Source organism: Ensifer sp. GW821-FHT05G01 (genome assembly GCF_059419585.1).
In genome coordinates, this window is the sequence record NZ_JBWKSC010000008.1 from 98,683 (window position 1) to 113,922 (window position 15,240).

General features: G+C 64.2%; 15 protein-coding genes. 6 read left to right on the forward strand and 9 right to left on the reverse strand.

The window, feature by feature from the left end:
* The first annotated feature begins 331 nt into the window (after positions 1-331).
* Positions 332-2,788 carry a heavy metal translocating P-type ATPase gene (locus AC07UR_RS19865; protein ID WP_494700078.1) on the forward strand — a complete coding sequence of 819 codons (2,457 nt, stop codon included), beginning with the start codon at positions 332-334 and terminating at the stop codon, positions 2,786-2,788.
* A gap of 9 nt (positions 2,789-2,797) precedes the next feature.
* Positions 2,798-4,027: an MFS transporter gene (locus AC07UR_RS19870; RefSeq protein WP_494700079.1), complete on the forward strand. Its 1,230-nt coding sequence runs from the start codon at positions 2,798-2,800 to the stop codon at positions 4,025-4,027.
* A gap of 163 nt (positions 4,028-4,190) precedes the next feature.
* On the opposite strand, the gene AC07UR_RS19875 is transcribed toward AC07UR_RS19870, so the two are convergent.
* Entirely contained in the window at positions 4,191-4,415 is a 225-nt protein-coding gene (locus tag AC07UR_RS19875; RefSeq protein WP_299978066.1) for a hypothetical protein, read from the reverse strand.
* Between AC07UR_RS19875 and AC07UR_RS19880 the strand changes: the two genes are divergently transcribed.
* The 4 genes from AC07UR_RS19880 (at position 4,321) to AC07UR_RS19895 (ending at position 7,024) form a co-directional block, all read left to right on the forward strand.
* A complete protein-coding gene (locus AC07UR_RS19880) occupies positions 4,321-4,515 on the forward strand; it encodes a heavy-metal-associated domain-containing protein (RefSeq protein ID WP_366246908.1) in 195 nt (64 codons plus the stop codon). The two genes, AC07UR_RS19875 and AC07UR_RS19880, sit on opposite strands and share 95 nt — an antisense overlap.
* Positions 4,512-5,201 (forward strand): cytochrome c biogenesis CcdA family protein, encoded by a 690-nt coding sequence (locus AC07UR_RS19885; protein WP_494700080.1) that lies wholly within the window; start codon positions 4,512-4,514, stop codon positions 5,199-5,201. The genes AC07UR_RS19880 and AC07UR_RS19885 overlap by 4 nt, the downstream gene beginning before the upstream one ends.
* 11 nt (positions 5,202-5,212) lie before the next feature.
* The gene (locus AC07UR_RS19890; protein ID WP_291154266.1) at positions 5,213-5,446 is read left to right on the forward strand and encodes a heavy-metal-associated domain-containing protein; all 234 of its coding nucleotides are present in this window, start codon (positions 5,213-5,215) and stop codon (positions 5,444-5,446) included.
* A 630-nt stretch (positions 5,447-6,076) separates the two neighbouring features.
* Positions 6,077-7,024 carry a LysR family transcriptional regulator gene (locus AC07UR_RS19895; protein WP_299978074.1) on the forward strand — a complete coding sequence of 316 codons (948 nt, stop codon included), beginning with the start codon at positions 6,077-6,079 and terminating at the stop codon, positions 7,022-7,024.
* Between the two features lie 21 nt (positions 7,025-7,045).
* On the opposite strand, the gene AC07UR_RS19900 is transcribed toward AC07UR_RS19895, so the two are convergent.
* Genes AC07UR_RS19900 through trbE form a run of 8 tightly spaced genes read right to left on the reverse strand, consistent with a single transcriptional unit; the run spans position 7,046 to position 15,229 of the window.
* Positions 7,046-7,282, reverse strand: coding sequence for a DUF2274 domain-containing protein (locus tag AC07UR_RS19900; RefSeq protein ID WP_299978077.1), 237 nt, complete (start codon positions 7,280-7,282; stop codon positions 7,046-7,048).
* Positions 7,282-8,505, reverse strand: coding sequence for a TraB/TrbI/VirB10 family type IV secretion system protein (locus AC07UR_RS19905; protein WP_299978080.1), 1,224 nt, complete (start codon positions 8,503-8,505; stop codon positions 7,282-7,284). The genes AC07UR_RS19900 and AC07UR_RS19905 overlap by 1 nt, the downstream gene beginning before the upstream one ends.
* Entirely contained in the window at positions 8,502-9,551 is a 1,050-nt protein-coding gene (gene trbG, locus AC07UR_RS19910) for a P-type conjugative transfer protein TrbG (protein WP_494700081.1), read from the reverse strand. Before trbG ends, AC07UR_RS19905 begins: the two co-directional genes overlap by 4 nt.
* Positions 9,548-10,231 (reverse strand): conjugal transfer protein TrbF, encoded by a 684-nt coding sequence (trbF, locus tag AC07UR_RS19915; RefSeq protein ID WP_494700082.1) that lies wholly within the window; start codon positions 10,229-10,231, stop codon positions 9,548-9,550. Before trbF ends, trbG begins: the two co-directional genes overlap by 4 nt.
* Complete coding sequence (gene trbL, locus AC07UR_RS19920; protein WP_494700083.1) at positions 10,231-11,595, reverse strand: P-type conjugative transfer protein TrbL; 1,365 nt, start codon at positions 11,593-11,595, stop codon at positions 10,231-10,233. The genes trbF and trbL overlap by 1 nt, the downstream gene beginning before the upstream one ends.
* Positions 11,596-11,599: 4 nt before the next feature.
* Positions 11,600-11,989 carry a putative entry exclusion protein TrbK-alt gene (gene trbK-alt / locus AC07UR_RS19925; protein WP_494700084.1) on the reverse strand — a complete coding sequence of 130 codons (390 nt, stop codon included), beginning with the start codon at positions 11,987-11,989 and terminating at the stop codon, positions 11,600-11,602.
* 10 nt (positions 11,990-11,999) lie between these two features.
* Complete coding sequence (trbJ, locus tag AC07UR_RS19930; protein ID WP_494700085.1) at positions 12,000-12,776, reverse strand: P-type conjugative transfer protein TrbJ; 777 nt, start codon at positions 12,774-12,776, stop codon at positions 12,000-12,002.
* On the reverse strand, positions 12,773-15,229 hold the full coding sequence (gene trbE / locus AC07UR_RS19935; protein WP_494700086.1) for a conjugal transfer protein TrbE: 2,457 nt from the start codon (positions 15,227-15,229) through the stop codon (positions 12,773-12,775). Before trbE ends, trbJ begins: the two co-directional genes overlap by 4 nt.
* Positions 15,230-15,240 lie beyond the last annotated feature (11 nt).

Here is a 15,240-nt window from a genome sequence, read left to right on the forward strand (position 1 = left end):
CCATTCGGCTGGCTTTGTTTCGTTGGGTCTTTTCGGGTTTGCCTTGTCGTCGCCGAGGGCAGCGGTCCTCATCCCGTCTGCGCGGCGCGCGCTGGATTGGCTGTGCATTATCGCGACTACTACCGCTCTGGATCGGTTTGCTGCTCGTCGCCCTTGGCCTCTGGTCAATCGGCTTCGGCTTATTCGCCGAGATCAAGGCGCAGCTCGTGAGCCGGGCAGAAATAACGCGCCAATGCCCGCTTGACTCCGTAGATTGGTACGGAGCGTAGACTCGGTTTCAACTGGATAAGGTCGGCAGTCCGCCGGCAAACGTTGGACCGGAGGTCAGGGCATGAACACGGCTACAGCGATTGCGTCACTCAACCAGCCTTGGAGCGAGGAGCCTGCGAGCCGACCCGATCGGGCCAGGATACGCGCTCGCATTGGTGGTCTGCATTGCTCGCTTTGCACTGGAACGATCGAAAAGGCGCTTGGTGGCCAAGCAGGCGTCGACAAGGTCGCGGTAAGTCTCACGCATGAGCAGGCGTTGGTCGAATACGATCCGAACGTCGCCCGCCCCGAGGCGCTGCTGAAAATCCTGCGCGACATCGGTTACACAATTTCCGATCCGCGCAAGGTTCGGCCCTTCGAAGAGGAGGAGCGCGAGCTCGTCCGCGAAGGCCGCCGTTTTCTCATCGCAACTGCGTTCAGTCTCCTCGCGATCGCTCTAATAACGAACCCAATGGGAATCACGGCCCTGGCCATCCATGGCGTGGTGTTTTTCAGCCTCATCGGGTTGGTGTTCCTCGTCCTGCGAGCACGGGGCCTCGCTCCGGCGATCCTCGGATCGGGTGGATTGGGCATCGCCGCACTCGCGCTGATGCTCGTCAAAGAGCAGACCTGGTTCGTTGCGGCCGTTCCGTGGCTGGTCGCCGCGATGGCCGTCATTCTGGTATTCGGCATCGGACGCCATATTCTGGTGATGGCAGCGCAGGCACTGCGCCGGGGCATCCTCAATCAGCATGTCCTGCTCGAGACGGGCGCCTTTGCCGGCATCATCGGCGGCATGATCGGGTTCATCTTCTCCCCCGCGGCTTACCCGACGGCAGCCTTTTTCGCCGTGTCAGTGATGGTTACGACCTACCACATCTTCTCCGAATGGCTCTCGCTAATCGTCAAGACTCGCAGTTCGCAGGCGGTGAAGCAGCTCCTCGATCTTCAGCCAGAAACGGCGCGGGTCGAGCGCAATGGCCAGGAGCTGGAGCTGCCGATCGCGGAGGTGGCGATCGGCGATCTCGTGCGTATTCGTCCTGGCGAGCGCGTACCAGTCGATGGTGAGGTAGCTAGCGGACATTCGGCCGTTGATCAGTCCTTCGTCACCGGCGAACCGATCCCGGTCGAGCGAAAAAGAGGCGACGCGGTGATCGGCGGCTCGATCAATGGCAATGGCACGTTGCTCGTTCAAGTGCGAGCCGTCGGCGAGGGTAGCTTCCTGCATAAGGTCATCCGCGAGGTCGAGGACGCTCGGGCACTCAAACCCGGCCTCTTACATCTCGTCGACCGGGTTCTTCAGGTTTACACGCCGACGGTTCTCGTTATTGCCGCGCTCGCCCTTGTCGGTTGGCTGGCCGGATCATGGATCGTATTCGGCGAAGTCGATTTAGAACGGGGAATCTTCGCTGGGTTGAGCGTGCTTGTAATGGGCTATCCTTGCGCGGTGGGTATTTCCGCACCTCTGTCCATAGTGCGCGGTGCTGGCGAGGCAGCCGAACGGGGCGTTCTTATGCGCACGGGCGAAGCTTTCCAAGGTTTCCGTCTGGTGAAGACCATTGTCCTCGACAAGACCGGCACGCTCACTCAGGGCAAGCCTGCGGTTCTTGAGATTGAGGCCGTTAATGGCGAAGAGGACGAGTTGCTCGCCTTGGCGGCAGCGGCAGAAGCTTCCTCTGAACACCCGCTCGCTCAAGCAGTGGTCACTGCGGCTTTTGAGCGAGGTACCGTCCCGCCAGACGTCGAGTCCTTTGAGGCTGTGCCCGGCAAAGGCATCGTTGCGAAAATCGGCGGTGAGGAGGTTCTCGTCGGAAGCCCCAATTTCCTGGCTGAACGGGGGGTGAACCTAGCGCAGCTACAGGCCCGGATCGTGGCGCTTGAGGAGGCTGGCCGAACGGTGATCGCCGTCGGCAGGGGAGGACGGGCACTCGGACTGCTTGGCCTCGGCGATAAGCTGAAGGCGGAAGCAGTGGAGGCCGTCGCACAACTGCGGGCCGATGGACTCCAGCTTGTCCTGCTTACAGGTGACAACGAGCGTGCCGCGCACAAGGTCGCGAGGGAGGTCGGCATCGACGTTGTTCATGCTGGCGTGTTGCCCGACGGTAAAGCCGAGATCGTGCGGCAGCTTCAGGTCGGCGGCACAAGGGTTGCCATGGTTGGCGATGGTATCAATGACGCCCCCGCTCTCATGCAAGCGGATGTTGGCATCGCCATGGGTGGTGGCACGGATATCGCTATCGAGTCAGCCGACATCATTATCCTCTCCAATCGTCTCGATGCTGTTCCGGTCGCGCGCCACATCAGCCGGAGAAGCTACCGTAAGATGCTCCAGAATGTGACTCTCGCCTTCCTGTTCAATGGCGTCGGAATTCCGATCGCCGCGACGGGTCTCGTCTATCCGGTATGGGCCATGGTCGCGATGGCCGTCAGTGTCACCGCAATCTTCTTCAATTCGCTGTGGGGTCGACCGCAGCTCTTTTTCGACGCGGTACTGAGTGTCGGCCGCCCCGTTGTGGCGGACGCGATCCAGACGGCGTGAGGCACGGACATGGCAACTGCAAGTTACAAGGACATGAGTGGGATGGATGTTTCACAAAACAATGAACGCGAGCGCCTGCTTCGGATGCTCGCGGCGGCGACCTTCGTCATCTTCTTTCAAGCTTTCATGGTCGCGCCCATCATACCGATGCTCGCCAATACTTTCGGGACGTCGGTCGAGAGAGTCGGGCTCATTGTGCCAGCCTATCTGATCCCTTACGGAATCGCGACGCTGGTTTTTGGGCTTCTCGCGGATCGCCTGGGCATCCACCGCGTCATGTTCGCGTCGCTGGCGGCGTTTGCGATACTCACAGCTTTGACGGCGACGGCCGCCTCCATCGAACAGATCGCCCTTTGGCGGGTCCTGACCGGGCTCGGCGCCAGTGGCGTCGTGCCGCTCGGCCTCGCGCTCGTCGGCCGCCTCTATCCTTATGAGCAGCGTGGGCGCCCGCTAGGCTGGCTGTTTGGCGCCATGGCCGGCGGGATGGCCTTTGGCTCACCCGCGGGCGCGATGCTCGTTCCCTTCGTCGGATGGCAAGGGCTGTTTCTCGTAGTAGGAGCGGCTGGAGCGGGTATCCTGCTCCTGTTCCTGCCCTATCGCCGCATCATTGCTGCGGCGGTGCAGCCGGTCGCGGGCACGTTCGGCGATCTTTTCCGCGGCTACAAGAGCCTCCTCGGCACGCCAAGGGGTCAGCGCACATACGGCTATGTCCTTGTCAACTCGATGTTCCACTCCGGCGTCTTCACGTGGCTTGGCGTGTATTTCGAACAGCGACACGGCGTCGGACCAGTCGGCGTCGGCTTGGCCTTGCTCGGATACGGCGTGCCGGGCTTCCTGCTCGGGCCGATGATCGGCCGTGCGGCGGACCGCTGGGGCCGCGCCAGGTTGCTGCCCCTTGGTCTCGCGCTCAGCGCCGTCGCAGCCGCGCTGCTGATCCTCGGCTTTCCCTTGATCCTCGCGCCCGTGGTGGCGATGCTTCTCTCTCTTGGCTACGACATGACGCAGCCGCTCTTCGGCGGGATTGTCACCTCGCTCGGTGGTAAGCGGCCTGGGCAAGCCATGGGGCTGAACGTCTTCATGCTCTTCGTCGGCATGGGGCTGGGCAGCTTGATCTTTGGTGAGATGCTCCGCTTTGGCTTCGAAGTATCACTGGGCCTTTTCACCATGGTCGAGCTGGGGTTGGCCGCGATGTCCATCCGTCTGTTCCGGTCTGAGGTAGTTCAAGTCCGGAGCAGCTGAAGGGCGAGGCGCCGTGCCCCTGGCATGCGACATTCGAGGTCTATTGACTCCGGACTACGGTACGGATGGCAGAATCTCAAAAAATGCGGAGCAGCTGCACTTGGTGCGTTACGACGAAAGGCGAACATCACATGACGAACACGAGCCGACCGTCCGGGCTGTCTCACGTCCGTTGGAGAATCCTGTTTTCAGCTGGCGCGTTGCTCCTCTCTTTTCTGTTCTCGCTCGCGATCTCTATAAGCTCGGCTTCCGATAGGGCTACTGGAACGACAATGGTCGTGCCAGTGACCGGTATGTCGTGCGTGAGCTGTGCCGCGACGATCAAGCGAACTGTGAAGAACATCGATGGCGTATCTAATGTCGAGGTGAGCTTGGCGGCCAGGACCATGCGTGTGACCTATGCCCCCGCACGTGTTTCGCCTGACCGCATCGTCGCCGCTGTCAACGCACTCGGATATCAAGCTGGGACCCCGGTGGAGGCGAAATGACGTTGGAGTCCGCATTGCAGTCGATCCAACCTGGCCTCGCTGGAGGGGGACTACTACCCGCAATAGGCACCACGTTCCTCGCGGGTATTTTGGCGAGCGCGGTTTGTCCGTGCACATTGCCTGTTGGGCTCAGCGTTGCGGGTATGGCCGGAGCATCTGACACCGGAGGTCGTCACGACGGACTTGCAATCGCAAGTGCTTTCTTCGTCGGAATCGTCGGAAGCCTCACCGCGCTTGGTCTCTTTGCGGGTCAACTCGGCGCATTGGCGACGGAGTCGTTCGGCCGCAATTGGGCGCTTGTTATGGCTATTCTTTCATTCGCAGCCGCAGGGCTTGCCTTCTGGCGACCTCGCCTCCCATTCGACAAGCTGACGGCTTGGCGCCGCCCCGGCGTGGCGGGCGCTTTCGGCTACGGCCTAGTGTTCAGCCTTGGTACTTCCGTGGCTCCGCTTCTGCTTCTGTTTACGATCGTCGCAGCTTCGGGCGCGCCGAAACTCGGCGTATTGCTGGCCTTTTTCTTCGGCATCGGTCGGGGTTTACCGTTTCTCCTCGCGGGGGTTGTCGCAAGCACCGCGACGCGCTTCACTCGGCTTGGTTTGTTGGGCCGCCCAATTCAGTTGGCGAGCGGCATCGCCCTTGTATTTGTCGGCTGGTACTATGCTCAGGTGTATGCCGCATTACTTTAATGGAGAATGACATGCTTCGTCAGGATGGTTCGCTTGCAACTGTGACCCTGGCAATACCTGGGATGGTCTGTGAAGGCTGCGCTGAAAAAATCCGTGGTGCGCTAACGGCGATACCTGGCGTTCATAAGGTCAAGACGAAGCTGTGGCGGAAGCAAGTCGAAGTTACTCTCGAGAAGGAGACCGTTCGTGAACAGACGGTTGTGCAGGCACTCGGCGAGCAGGGGTTCAATGCGGTCGCAACCTAGCAATCTTGACGACCTGGTACTTACCGCATTCAGGCGCGCCTCCGACGAGGATCGACTTGATGTTGCCGAGCATCTGCTGTGTGCACTCGAGACGTTGGCTGACGTGGGCAGAGAAGCGCACAGGCGAATTCCGGCTCAAGCTCGATTAATCCAAGCCTATCGAGTGATCGCGCATCGGGCTGAGCGTCGGCGATGATCGACTCTGACGAGCCGCGAGCGCTCGTCAGAGCCCACGGCATATCCAAGAGCGCGGATCTATATGCGTGGGCAACGAAGTTGCTGTGAGTGAAGGGATTGCGCGAGTGGCAAGAGTAAAGAAGTATTTGGAGGGCTATCAGGTTTGGATTTACTTCGCCGCGATCCTCATCGGGGCAGTGACTGGCCTAGTAATTCCCGGAAGTCCATCGTTTGAGCCGACGATCAATCCGGCGCTCGCGTTCATGCTCTTCGTGACCTTCCTGCCACTTGCGTTTGCCATGAGGGCGGGTGTTCAGCAGCAAAAAGAAGCTATCAGCCTCGCTCCGATGACGCGGCGCGATGGGGGCGCGGGTTGCGCCACGGTCTTACTGCCTCGCCGTCCCGTGCCGGAGGCCTACGGCCGTCGGCTCGGTCGAAGTATGTCGCCGTCCCGTGCCCGATCTCGCGCTTGATCTCCGCTACTTAAAGTATGCGATGCTTGTCGCCGAACACGGTAGCTTCCGCCGTGCCGCGTCGATCCTCAATCTTTCGCAATCGACCATAAGCCGTCGGATTCAGTTACTCGAACGCAGGCTAGGCATGCCGCTATTCGAGCGTAACCACGCTGGAGCCCGCGCGACGCTGGCCGGCGAGCGCTTCATGCGCGACGCTGCGGTAGGTGCGGACCACCTTCATCAAGCCGTTCTTGACATGGCTAGCACGCAACGCGGTGAGATCGGCGATTTGCGGATCGGTTTGATGGCATCGCTGGCTAGCGGTTTCCTATCGGACCTACTCGGAACTTACCGTCGCCGATTCCCCCGTGTAGACGTCCGGGTCCAAGAGGCAGCATCGCAAGCGAACGCCGCTGGCGTACTGAATGGCCGCCTCGATGCGGCGTTCATCACGGGGAGCCCGCTACTGCCTGGCTGCGAAGCCGAGCACCTCTGGGACGAACGGATCTTCGTCGCGCTGCCAGAGGATCATCGATGTGCTGGCGGACGTGTGGTCGCCTGGGACGACGTGCGCGAGGACATTTTCTTGGTGAGCGCCGAGGCCGCGGGACCGGAGATTGAAGACTATCTCGTGCGGCAGTTATCTGGACTTGGGTTTCGCCCAAGACTCTCCGTCCAGCAGGTCGGCCGAGAGAATCTCCTGAACATGGTTGCAAAGGGCTTTGGCCTGACGCTGACCACCTACTCCACCCTGGGCGCGACCTACCCCGGCGTCGTATTCCTTCCGATCGGCGCCGCCACCGAGATGGTGGGCTCCAGTGTCGTATGGTCGGCGACCAATCGAAATCCAGCGCTAAAGCGGTTGTTGCAGATCAGCTCGGAGTTAGCGGAAAAGCATCGGCGAGGCACGTCTCGAGCAAGAAGGGCTGAATCGAGACGCGGCTAAATCTGCTAGGGATCTATCGAGTTAGGTTTGGCTTCCAACCGAAGATGCCCGCCTAGTCTTGGAAAACCCGCGGTCGGTAGCGATGAACCGCTCCAGCATGGGCACTATCAATTTCACTGGATCGGCGATCGGTTGGCCTTGCTCCCGCCCGAGCGCTTCGGCGTAGGCGGCAAGGTCTCGATGAAGGGCTGCCGGCAGCTCCACCGACACCTTTACCGGCTTATCATCGATGATTGGGCCAAGTTTCAGCTTTGCCACTATGATCCTCCATAGGGTTCGAGGACGAGGTCGCGGGTCACGATCACACGCACTGGGAACCCCGGCCGGATCGTCAGTGTCGGCGCAATGTTGAGCTGACGGCGCACGATCTGCTGCCCGGCGTCATTGATAGTGTCCTGGCCGCCATTGCGGATTGCCTGGATCAGGCGATCGTCATTGTCGACCGCGAGTTCAGCCCCGACGCTGAGTAACGTCGAAAGCCCGGCAGCTTTGGCGAGATCCCACCAGTGATAATCAACACCATCCTGCAAGCCGGCATAGCCCTCGGCGTCAGTACCTGGCTGGCGCTCGAGAACGATCGAGCGGCCGTTGGGGAGAATGAGCCGATTCCAGACCAGCAGCACGCGGCTCTGCCCGAACTGCACATTGTTGTCGTACTGGCCGATGACACGCGTCCCCTGCGGCACGAGCAGAATGCGACCTGTCGGGCTGTCGTAGATGTTCTCTGTCACCTGGGCGGTGATCTGGCCGGGAAGGTCCGACCGGATGCCGGTGATCAGTGCTGCTGAGATCACCGCGCCAGCTTGAAGGATGTTGGGTGACGCCGGCGCCGCGACGCGATCAGGCGCCACCGTCCTCCGATCGGCTGCCGCGTTCAGGAATGCGTTCTGGCGATCCTGCGCCGAGGGCGTTGCTGGCGGAGGCGCAAGGCCGAGGCTCGCCAGGTCCGGCGCTGGCGGCGGGACGATGGCCGCCGCCGCCGCCGCCGCTCCAGCGCGGGTCTCGGTTCCGGAGAAAAGGCGGCTGGTACGTGCGGTCTCGATTTCCTGAAGGCGGCGCTGCTCTTCCGGGCTGATACCGGGATTGGGGGCGGCGACGCCGGGTGAGGGCACCGGCTGCCCACGATCCTGGGTGCTAAGGATCGGACGGCCGAGATCGCCGGGAAGCGGCGGACCGAGCTGCGGCACCCCGCTGTAGTCGCGCGGCAGACCTGCAAGGCCATCAGCGGTCGACCGGTTTTCGGTCGAATAGAGTTCCTCGTTCGACCGACCGCCGTCCCGGGTCTGGAGTGCATAGATCAAGGCTCCGCCGAGCCCGACGCTGGCGACCAGGCCGATGCCGGCCAGCACCTTCCGCGACAGTCGTGTCACGCGCGGCGGCTCGGCGCGCAGGCGCATCGGCGCGGGACCGGCCGGCTCGCCGGTCAGCGGCTGCGCGTCGTCGTCCGGCACTTCCTCCTTCCGGGGATCACTCTCGCTCACGATGCCGGCCTCCCATCGGTGCGGGTGATACGCACGCGCTTCTGGCGGTCGCCGGAGCCGAAGCGCAGCTCGGCGGCGGCGAAGAGCCGATCGACGATCATGTGATGGCCGCGCACGCGGTAGTTCACCAGCTCCGAAGTGGTGCCCTCGGGACCGACGACGAACAGCGGCGGCATCTCGCCCTGGCCGATGCCGCGCGGGAATTCGATGAAGACCTGGCGGCCGTCGTCAAAGGCCCGGAGGGGTCGCCACGGCGCACGGTCACCGTCGATGGTGTAGCGGAAATTGACATTGGCGAGATCGACGCCGCTCGCTACAGGCGCGGTGGCCTGCGCCTCGGCGTTCTGGCGGCGCAGCGCGATGAGCTGGTCCTGCGGGTATTGCCAGGAGACTGACGCCATATAGGTCCGCTCGGTTGAGCGAAGCTCCATGTGATAGGTGCGCAGGTTGGTGTTGATGACGAGGTTCGTCATGAGATCGGCGCGGGTCGGTTTCACCAGAATATGGATCTGGCGCGTCGCGGCCGAACCGCTCTCGGTATCACCGATGATCCAGCGCACAGTGTCGCCGGCGGCGACGGGGCCGGACCCGACGAGCTGCTCGCCGGGCTGCAACGCGATGTCGGTGATCTGGCCGACCGCCGTATAAACCTGATAGAGCGCGCCTTGCGTGAAAGGGTAGACCTGCATCGAGTTGATGAAGCCGTCGCGCACCGGCTGGATGCGCGCGGCGGCGTTGGCCTGGTTCACTCTTGCCGTGGGATCTGTGGGTTCGGCCGCCCGCCGGGACGGCTCGACCCGCTGCAACTGACCAGGCAGCGGCAGCGGCCGAGGCAGTTCGACCACGGTGACGGGCGCGGGCGGATCGACCGCCTGCACGGCCGGAGCAGCGTTGTCGTATGAGATTTCCGGCGGCGGATTGGTGGTGGCGCAGCCGGCCAGCGCGGTCGCCGTCAGCAGGACTAGGGGCAACGCGGATTTGCGTAGAGCCGAAGATGCGAGGATGTGTGAAGCCGGGTTTCCGGCTTTACGGAAAAACGACTTCATTGCCCAAGCTCCCGTGACCAGTTGATGGCGTTGACATAGATACCGAGCGGGTTCGCCCTGAGCCGGTCGGCGTTGCGCGGGATCTGCACGACGATCGTCAGGATCGCGGTCCAGCGCGTGGTTTCGGCGATCTGGCCGTTCTCGTAGCGACGCTCGACCCAGGCGACGCGGAAGCTGTCGGGCGAAGCGCGAATGACGCTGGAGACGTCGACGGCGACCTGCTGGCGGCCGACCTTCGCGAACGGGTCGTTCGCCCGAGCATAATCGTTCAGCGCCATAGCGCCGCGATCCGTCGTGAAGTCGTAGGCGCGCAGCCAATTCTGGCGGACGATGATCGCGTCTGATGGAATCGAGCGAACCTGCTCGATGAAACGCGCGAGGTGGAAGGCGATCTGGGGATCGGTCGGCCGGTAGTCGGCGACGGCAGGCGCTACGGCCTGCGCCTGGCCGAGCCGATCGACCTGCACCACCCATGGCACGATCGTTCCCCGCGCCGATTGCACGACGAGCGCGGTGGCAAAGCCGGCCGACAGGATCAGCGAACCGAAGGCCATCAGCCGCCAGTTCTTCGCCTGAACACGCGAAGCGCCGATGCGCTCATCCCAGACCTGGGCGGCGCGCTGATAGGGTGTCTCCGGCTCGGAGGCTTTTCCGTAATGGGTGGTTGGTCGTTTGAACATCAGCGATCGCCTTCGGAAAGATTGACGGAAGAGCCACCGCCATGGGCGTCGCCTGCGCGGACGGCATGGGCCGTGGCCTGGACGGCATGGGTCATCTGCTGCGAGCGGCGCATCCGCTGCGCCCAGGCCGGCTGACCGCCGCCGTTCTGGGAACCGGCAGCGGCGGCGCCGTCACTGGCCGCGTCGGCGCCGATCGAGCCCGCAGTGGAAGTGCCGCCCGTCGCCTCGAAGGCGGCCCTGCCGCCAGCGTTAAAGCTGGAGCGCATGCTTTCGGCAGCGCGCGATGCGGCGCGGCGCAGTGGCGAGACGGCGGCGCTACCGCCCGCACGGGCGACCCCGCCGAGGCCGGACGCGACACCCGACGCACCGGACTGGCCCGCTGCGCCAAGGCTGTAGGCGGTGGATGCGCCGCCAACGATCGCAGCACCGCCACGCGCGGCGGCGGCAGCGCCACCGGCCAGCGCTGCACCGCCCGAGGCGGCGGCGCCGACGGCGCCAGCGCCGAGCGCGACCATGCCGCCCGCGGCCATGCCCGTGCCGACCGCTGCGCCGGCGCTGAGCTGCGGGCCGCCGGAGACGAGACCACTGGCGATGCCGGGACCGAAGATGCCGAGGCCGAGCAGCGACAGCGCGGCGAGCACGATAGCCATCGCTTCGTCGATGGTGGGGGTTGCCCCGCCGAAGCCGGACGTGAACTCGGAGAAAAGGGTCGAGCCGATGCCGATGATGACTGCGAGGACCAGAACCTTGATGCCGGAAGAGATGACGTTGCCGAGCACGCGTTCGGCCATGAAGGCGGACTTGCCGAACAGGCCGAAGGGGATCAGCACGAAGCCCGCGAGCGTCGTCAGCTTGAATTCGATGAGCGTGACGAAGAGCTGGATGGCGAGGATGAAGAAGGCGAGCAGCACCAGCGCCCAGGCCAGGAACATGCAGGCGATCTGGATGAAGTTCTCGAAGAACGACCAGTAGCCCATCAGGCTGGAAATCGAGTCGAGCAGCGGCCGTCCGGCGTCCAGACCGGTCTGCGCGACCTTGCCGGGGCGCAGCAGATCGGCCGTGGTGAAGCTCGTCCCGCTGGCTTTCAGGCCGAGGCCGGCGAAGCTTTCGAAGATGATACGGGCGAGGTTGTTCCAGTTGCCGATGATGTAGGCGAATACGCCGACGAACAGGGTCTTCTTCACCAGGCGGGCCATGATGTCGTCGTCGGCGCCCCAGCTCCAGAAGAGTGCGGCCAGCGTCACATCGATGACGATTAGAGTGGTGGCGATGAAGGCGACTTCGCCACTGAGCAGCCCGAATCCGCTGTCGATGTAGCGGGTGAAGACCTCCAGGAAGTGGTCGATGACGCCTGTACCGCCCATGATGCTATCGAGCCTCGTCGAAGTGTGGCGGAGCGATCGGCGCGGATGGCCCCAGAGCCGGCTGATCGGTGCGATCTATCGGGGCCGCGGGGTTGTCGCGTGGCGCCGGGGGTGGCTCCGGTAGACGTTCGGCCGGACGGGCGCCGGGAACGAGGAAGCGGTTGCGATTCTCCGCCCAGGCCCGCAGGCAGGCAGTATCGCGGGGACCGGCTTCGCCGAGTGCCTGGCAACGGATCAGCTCGTCGCGCAGAGGGTCCACTTGGGCCTCGGTCGCGCGGCCGGACGGCCAGGCATCCGGCGCTTCCTCTTTCCGGCTCATCTCGATCGCGGTCGCAGTGATCGCGACCGCGACAAACACGACGGCGCCGAGCCGGGCGAGCATCTTGCCATCCATGGCCACGCCCTCAGTTGCCGTTCGGGAACATGCGGGCGTTGCCCGGCTGGTAGCCGCTGCCCGGCGTCAGGAAGCGACGGCGCTGCTCGCGACCTTGCTCAGCCGCGGCCGCGCGCTCGGCCTCGGTCAGGCTCTGCGCGCGACCATTGGCGGCGACGACAGCCGTGAGGTCCGCGAGCTGCTGCGCTTGCAGGGCGAGAAGCTGGTTGCCGGCCTGTGTCGCCTGCAGCGCGCCTGTCGCACCCTGGCTCTGGCCGACCAGCGCCGACATCTGGGTCCGGTTCGTGTCGATGTTGCCGACGACACCGGCCTGGACGCGCATCGCGTCCTGAAGGCCGCCGACGGTATTCTGCCAGCGCTCGCGCGCGCCGGCGACGAGATGCTGGTCCGAGGCGGTCATCGAGGCGTTGCCGTAGGTGGTGCGGAACGCCTGGTCGATGTTCTGCACATTGTAGGCGATGCGCTGCGCTTCGCCCAAAAGCTGTTGCGTCCGCTGGACGGACTGCTGGAGCTGCTGGAGAGACGAGAATGGCAGGCTCGTGAGGTTACGCGCCTGGTTGATCAGTGAGCTCGCTTCGTTCTGAAGCGACGTAATCTGGTTGTTGATCTGCTGAAGCGCCCGCGTGGCGGACAGAAGATTCTGGGCGTAGTTGGTGGGGTCGTAGACGATTCCGCCAAACTGTGCGTGGGCGGGCGCCGCCAGAAACGGGATCGCGGCGACGGAAACAGTCAGCAGCGCGGCGGTCATGCGCAGCGCGCGCGAGCGGGAACGAACGGAACGGGTCATGAGTGTGCCTCCGGATCGGTTTGGGGGGTGACGTTGGTGAGGTCGGCGATGAGGTCGGCGGCCCAGGCGAGCCGGTTTTCGGCAAGCCACTCGGCAAGGAAGCCGTCCGTGCCGCTGCGGGCGTGAACGTCCGCGATGAGGGCCTGGTGCTGCTTCGATGACGCGGCGCAGAGCGCGAGCGCCACGTCCGACAGGCCCAGCTCGAACAGCCGGTTTCCGCGCCGGGACTGGCAGTAATAGTCGCGCTTGGGCATCGCCCGCGCGAGGATCTCGATCTGACGATCGTTGAGCCCGAAGCGGCGATAGATGGCGGTGATCTGCGGCTCGATCGCGCGTTCGTTCGGAAGCAGGATGCGGGTCTGGCAGCTTTCGATAATGGCCGGCGCGATCGCCGACCCGTCGATGTCCGACAGCGACTGCGTGGCGAAGATGACGCTCGCGTTCTTCTTTCGCAGCGTCTTCAGCCACTCGCGGAGCTGACCGGCGAAGCCCTCGTCGTCCAGCGCGAGCCAGCCTTCATCCACGATCAGCAGCGTCGGGCGACCGTCCAGGCGGTCCTCGATGCGGTGGAAGAGATAGGCGAGCACGGCGGCGGCAGCCCCGGTGCCGATCAGCCCTTCGGTCTCGAAAACCTGAACATTGGCTTCGCCCAGATGCTCGGCCTCGGCGTCGAGCAACCGGCCATAAGGACCCCCGACGCAATAGGGTCGGAGCGCCTGTTTCAGGTCGTTGGACTGAAGGAGGACCGAGAGGCCTGTCAGCGTCCGCTCGTTTTGCGGTGCGGACGCCAGTGAGGAGAGCGCCGACCAGAGATGCTCCTTCACGTCGGGGGTGACCGGCACGCTCTCGTGCATCAGGATCGCGACCAGCCAATCGGAGGCCCAGGCTCGCTCGGCGACATCGTCGATGCGCGCGAGCGGCTGAAGCGACACGCTGTCGTTTGAGCCCTCCGTGAGGCCGCCGCCGAGATCGTGCCAGTCGCCGCGCATGGCGAGTGCGGCGGCGCGGATGGAGCCGCCGAAGTCGAAGGCGAAGACCTGGCTTTGCGCGTAGCGCCGGAACTGCAACGCCATCAGCGCCAGCAGCACCGACTTGCCGGCGCCGGTCGGGCCGACGATCAGCGTGTGGCCGACATCGCCGACATGGATGGAAAGCCGGAACGGGGTGGAGCCCTCGGTCTTGCCGAACAGCAGTGGGGGTGCTGCAAAATGCTCATCCCGTTCCGGTCCCGCCCACACCGCCGAAAGCGGGATCATGTGGGCGAGATTCAATGTGTTGATCGGTGGTTGGCGGACATTGGCGTAGACATGGCCGGGCAGTGAGCCGAGCCAGGCGTCCACAGCGTTGATCGTCTCGGGCATCGCGGTGAAGTCGCGGCCCTGGATGACTTTCTCGACCATCCGCAGCTTCTCGGCGGCGATGCGCGGATCGTCGTCCCAGACAGTGATCGTCGCGGTCACATAGGCCTGGCCGGCATAGTCCGCGCCCAGCTCCTGCAACGCCATGTCGGCATCGGCCGCCTTGTTAGAAGCATCGGTGTCCACGAGGGCGGAGGCCTCGTTCGTCATCACCTCCTTCAAGATGGCGGCGATCGATTTGCGCTTGGCGAACCATTGTCGCCTGATCTTGGTCAGCAGCTTGGTCGCGTCGGTCTTGTCGAGCAGAACGGCGCGCGTCGACCAGCGGTAGGGAAAGGCCAGCCGGTTCAGCTCGTCGAGGATGCCGGGCGTGGTCGCAGTCGGGAAGCCGACGATGGTGAGGACGCGGACATGCGCATCGCCGAGCCGCGGCTCCAGCCCGCCGGTCAGCGGCTGATCGGCGAGCAGCGCGTCAAGATACATCGGCGTCTCGGGCACGCGGACGCGATGGCGTTTGGTCGAGACCGTCGAATGCAGATAGGTCAGCGTCTCGCCGTCATCCAGCCATTCGCATTCCGGCATGAAGGCATCGATGAGCTGAAGGATGCGATCGGTGCGGTCGGCGAAGCCGCGCAGGATCTCGTGCGCATCGACGCCGGCGTGATCGCGGCCCTCGTAGAGCCAGGTCTCAGCGCGGGCGGCATCCTCGGCCGGCGGCAGATAGAGGAAAGTCAGGAAGTAGCTGGACTCGAAATGCGCGCCGGCTTCCTCGAAATCGGCCTTGCGTTCGGCGTCGACCAAGGCGGAGGCGCTGTCGGCGAACATGCTGGCCGGATAGGTCGCGGCGCCATGGCGCTGCGCCTCGACGAAGATCGCCCAGCCGGAGCCGAGGCGACGAAAGGCGTTGTTGAGCCGGCCGGCGACGGCAACCAACTCGGCCGGCACGGCGCTGTCGAGGTCGGGGCCGCGGAAGCGCGCGGTGCGCTGCAGGCTGCCGTCCTTGTTCAGCACGATGCCTTCGCCGACCAGAGCGACCCAGGGCAGGAAGTCGGCGAGCCGGGTGTTGCGGCTGCGATATTCGGCGAGGTTCATCATCGTCGTTCCTC

Bases quoted from the DNA above. Each gene is read 5' to 3' on its own strand.
- AC07UR_RS19865 (WP_494700078.1), top strand. From the start codon at position 332: ATGAACACGGCTACAGCGATTGCGTCACTCAACCAGCCTTGGAGCGAG.
- AC07UR_RS19870 (WP_494700079.1), top strand. From the start codon at position 2,798: ATGGCAACTGCAAGTTACAAGGACATGAGTGGGATGGATGTTTCACAA.
- AC07UR_RS19880 (WP_366246908.1), top strand. From the start codon at position 4,321: ATGTCGTGCGTGAGCTGTGCCGCGACGATCAAGCGAACTGTGAAGAAC.
- AC07UR_RS19875 (WP_299978066.1), bottom strand. From the start codon at position 4,415: ATGGTCCTGGCCGCCAAGCTCACCTCGACATTAGATACGCCATCGATG.
- AC07UR_RS19885 (WP_494700080.1), top strand. From the start codon at position 4,512: ATGACGTTGGAGTCCGCATTGCAGTCGATCCAACCTGGCCTCGCTGGA.
- AC07UR_RS19890 (WP_291154266.1), top strand. From the start codon at position 5,213: ATGCTTCGTCAGGATGGTTCGCTTGCAACTGTGACCCTGGCAATACCT.
- trbG (WP_494700081.1), bottom strand. From the start codon at position 9,551: ATGAAGTCGTTTTTCCGTAAAGCCGGAAACCCGGCTTCACACATCCTC.
- trbF (WP_494700082.1), bottom strand. From the start codon at position 10,231: ATGTTCAAACGACCAACCACCCATTACGGAAAAGCCTCCGAGCCGGAG.
- trbL (WP_494700083.1), bottom strand. From the start codon at position 11,595: ATGGGCGGTACAGGCGTCATCGACCACTTCCTGGAGGTCTTCACCCGC.
- trbK-alt (WP_494700084.1), bottom strand. From the start codon at position 11,989: ATGGATGGCAAGATGCTCGCCCGGCTCGGCGCCGTCGTGTTTGTCGCG.
- trbJ (WP_494700085.1), bottom strand. From the start codon at position 12,776: ATGACCCGTTCCGTTCGTTCCCGCTCGCGCGCGCTGCGCATGACCGCC.
- trbE (WP_494700086.1), bottom strand. From the start codon at position 15,229: ATGATGAACCTCGCCGAATATCGCAGCCGCAACACCCGGCTCGCCGAC.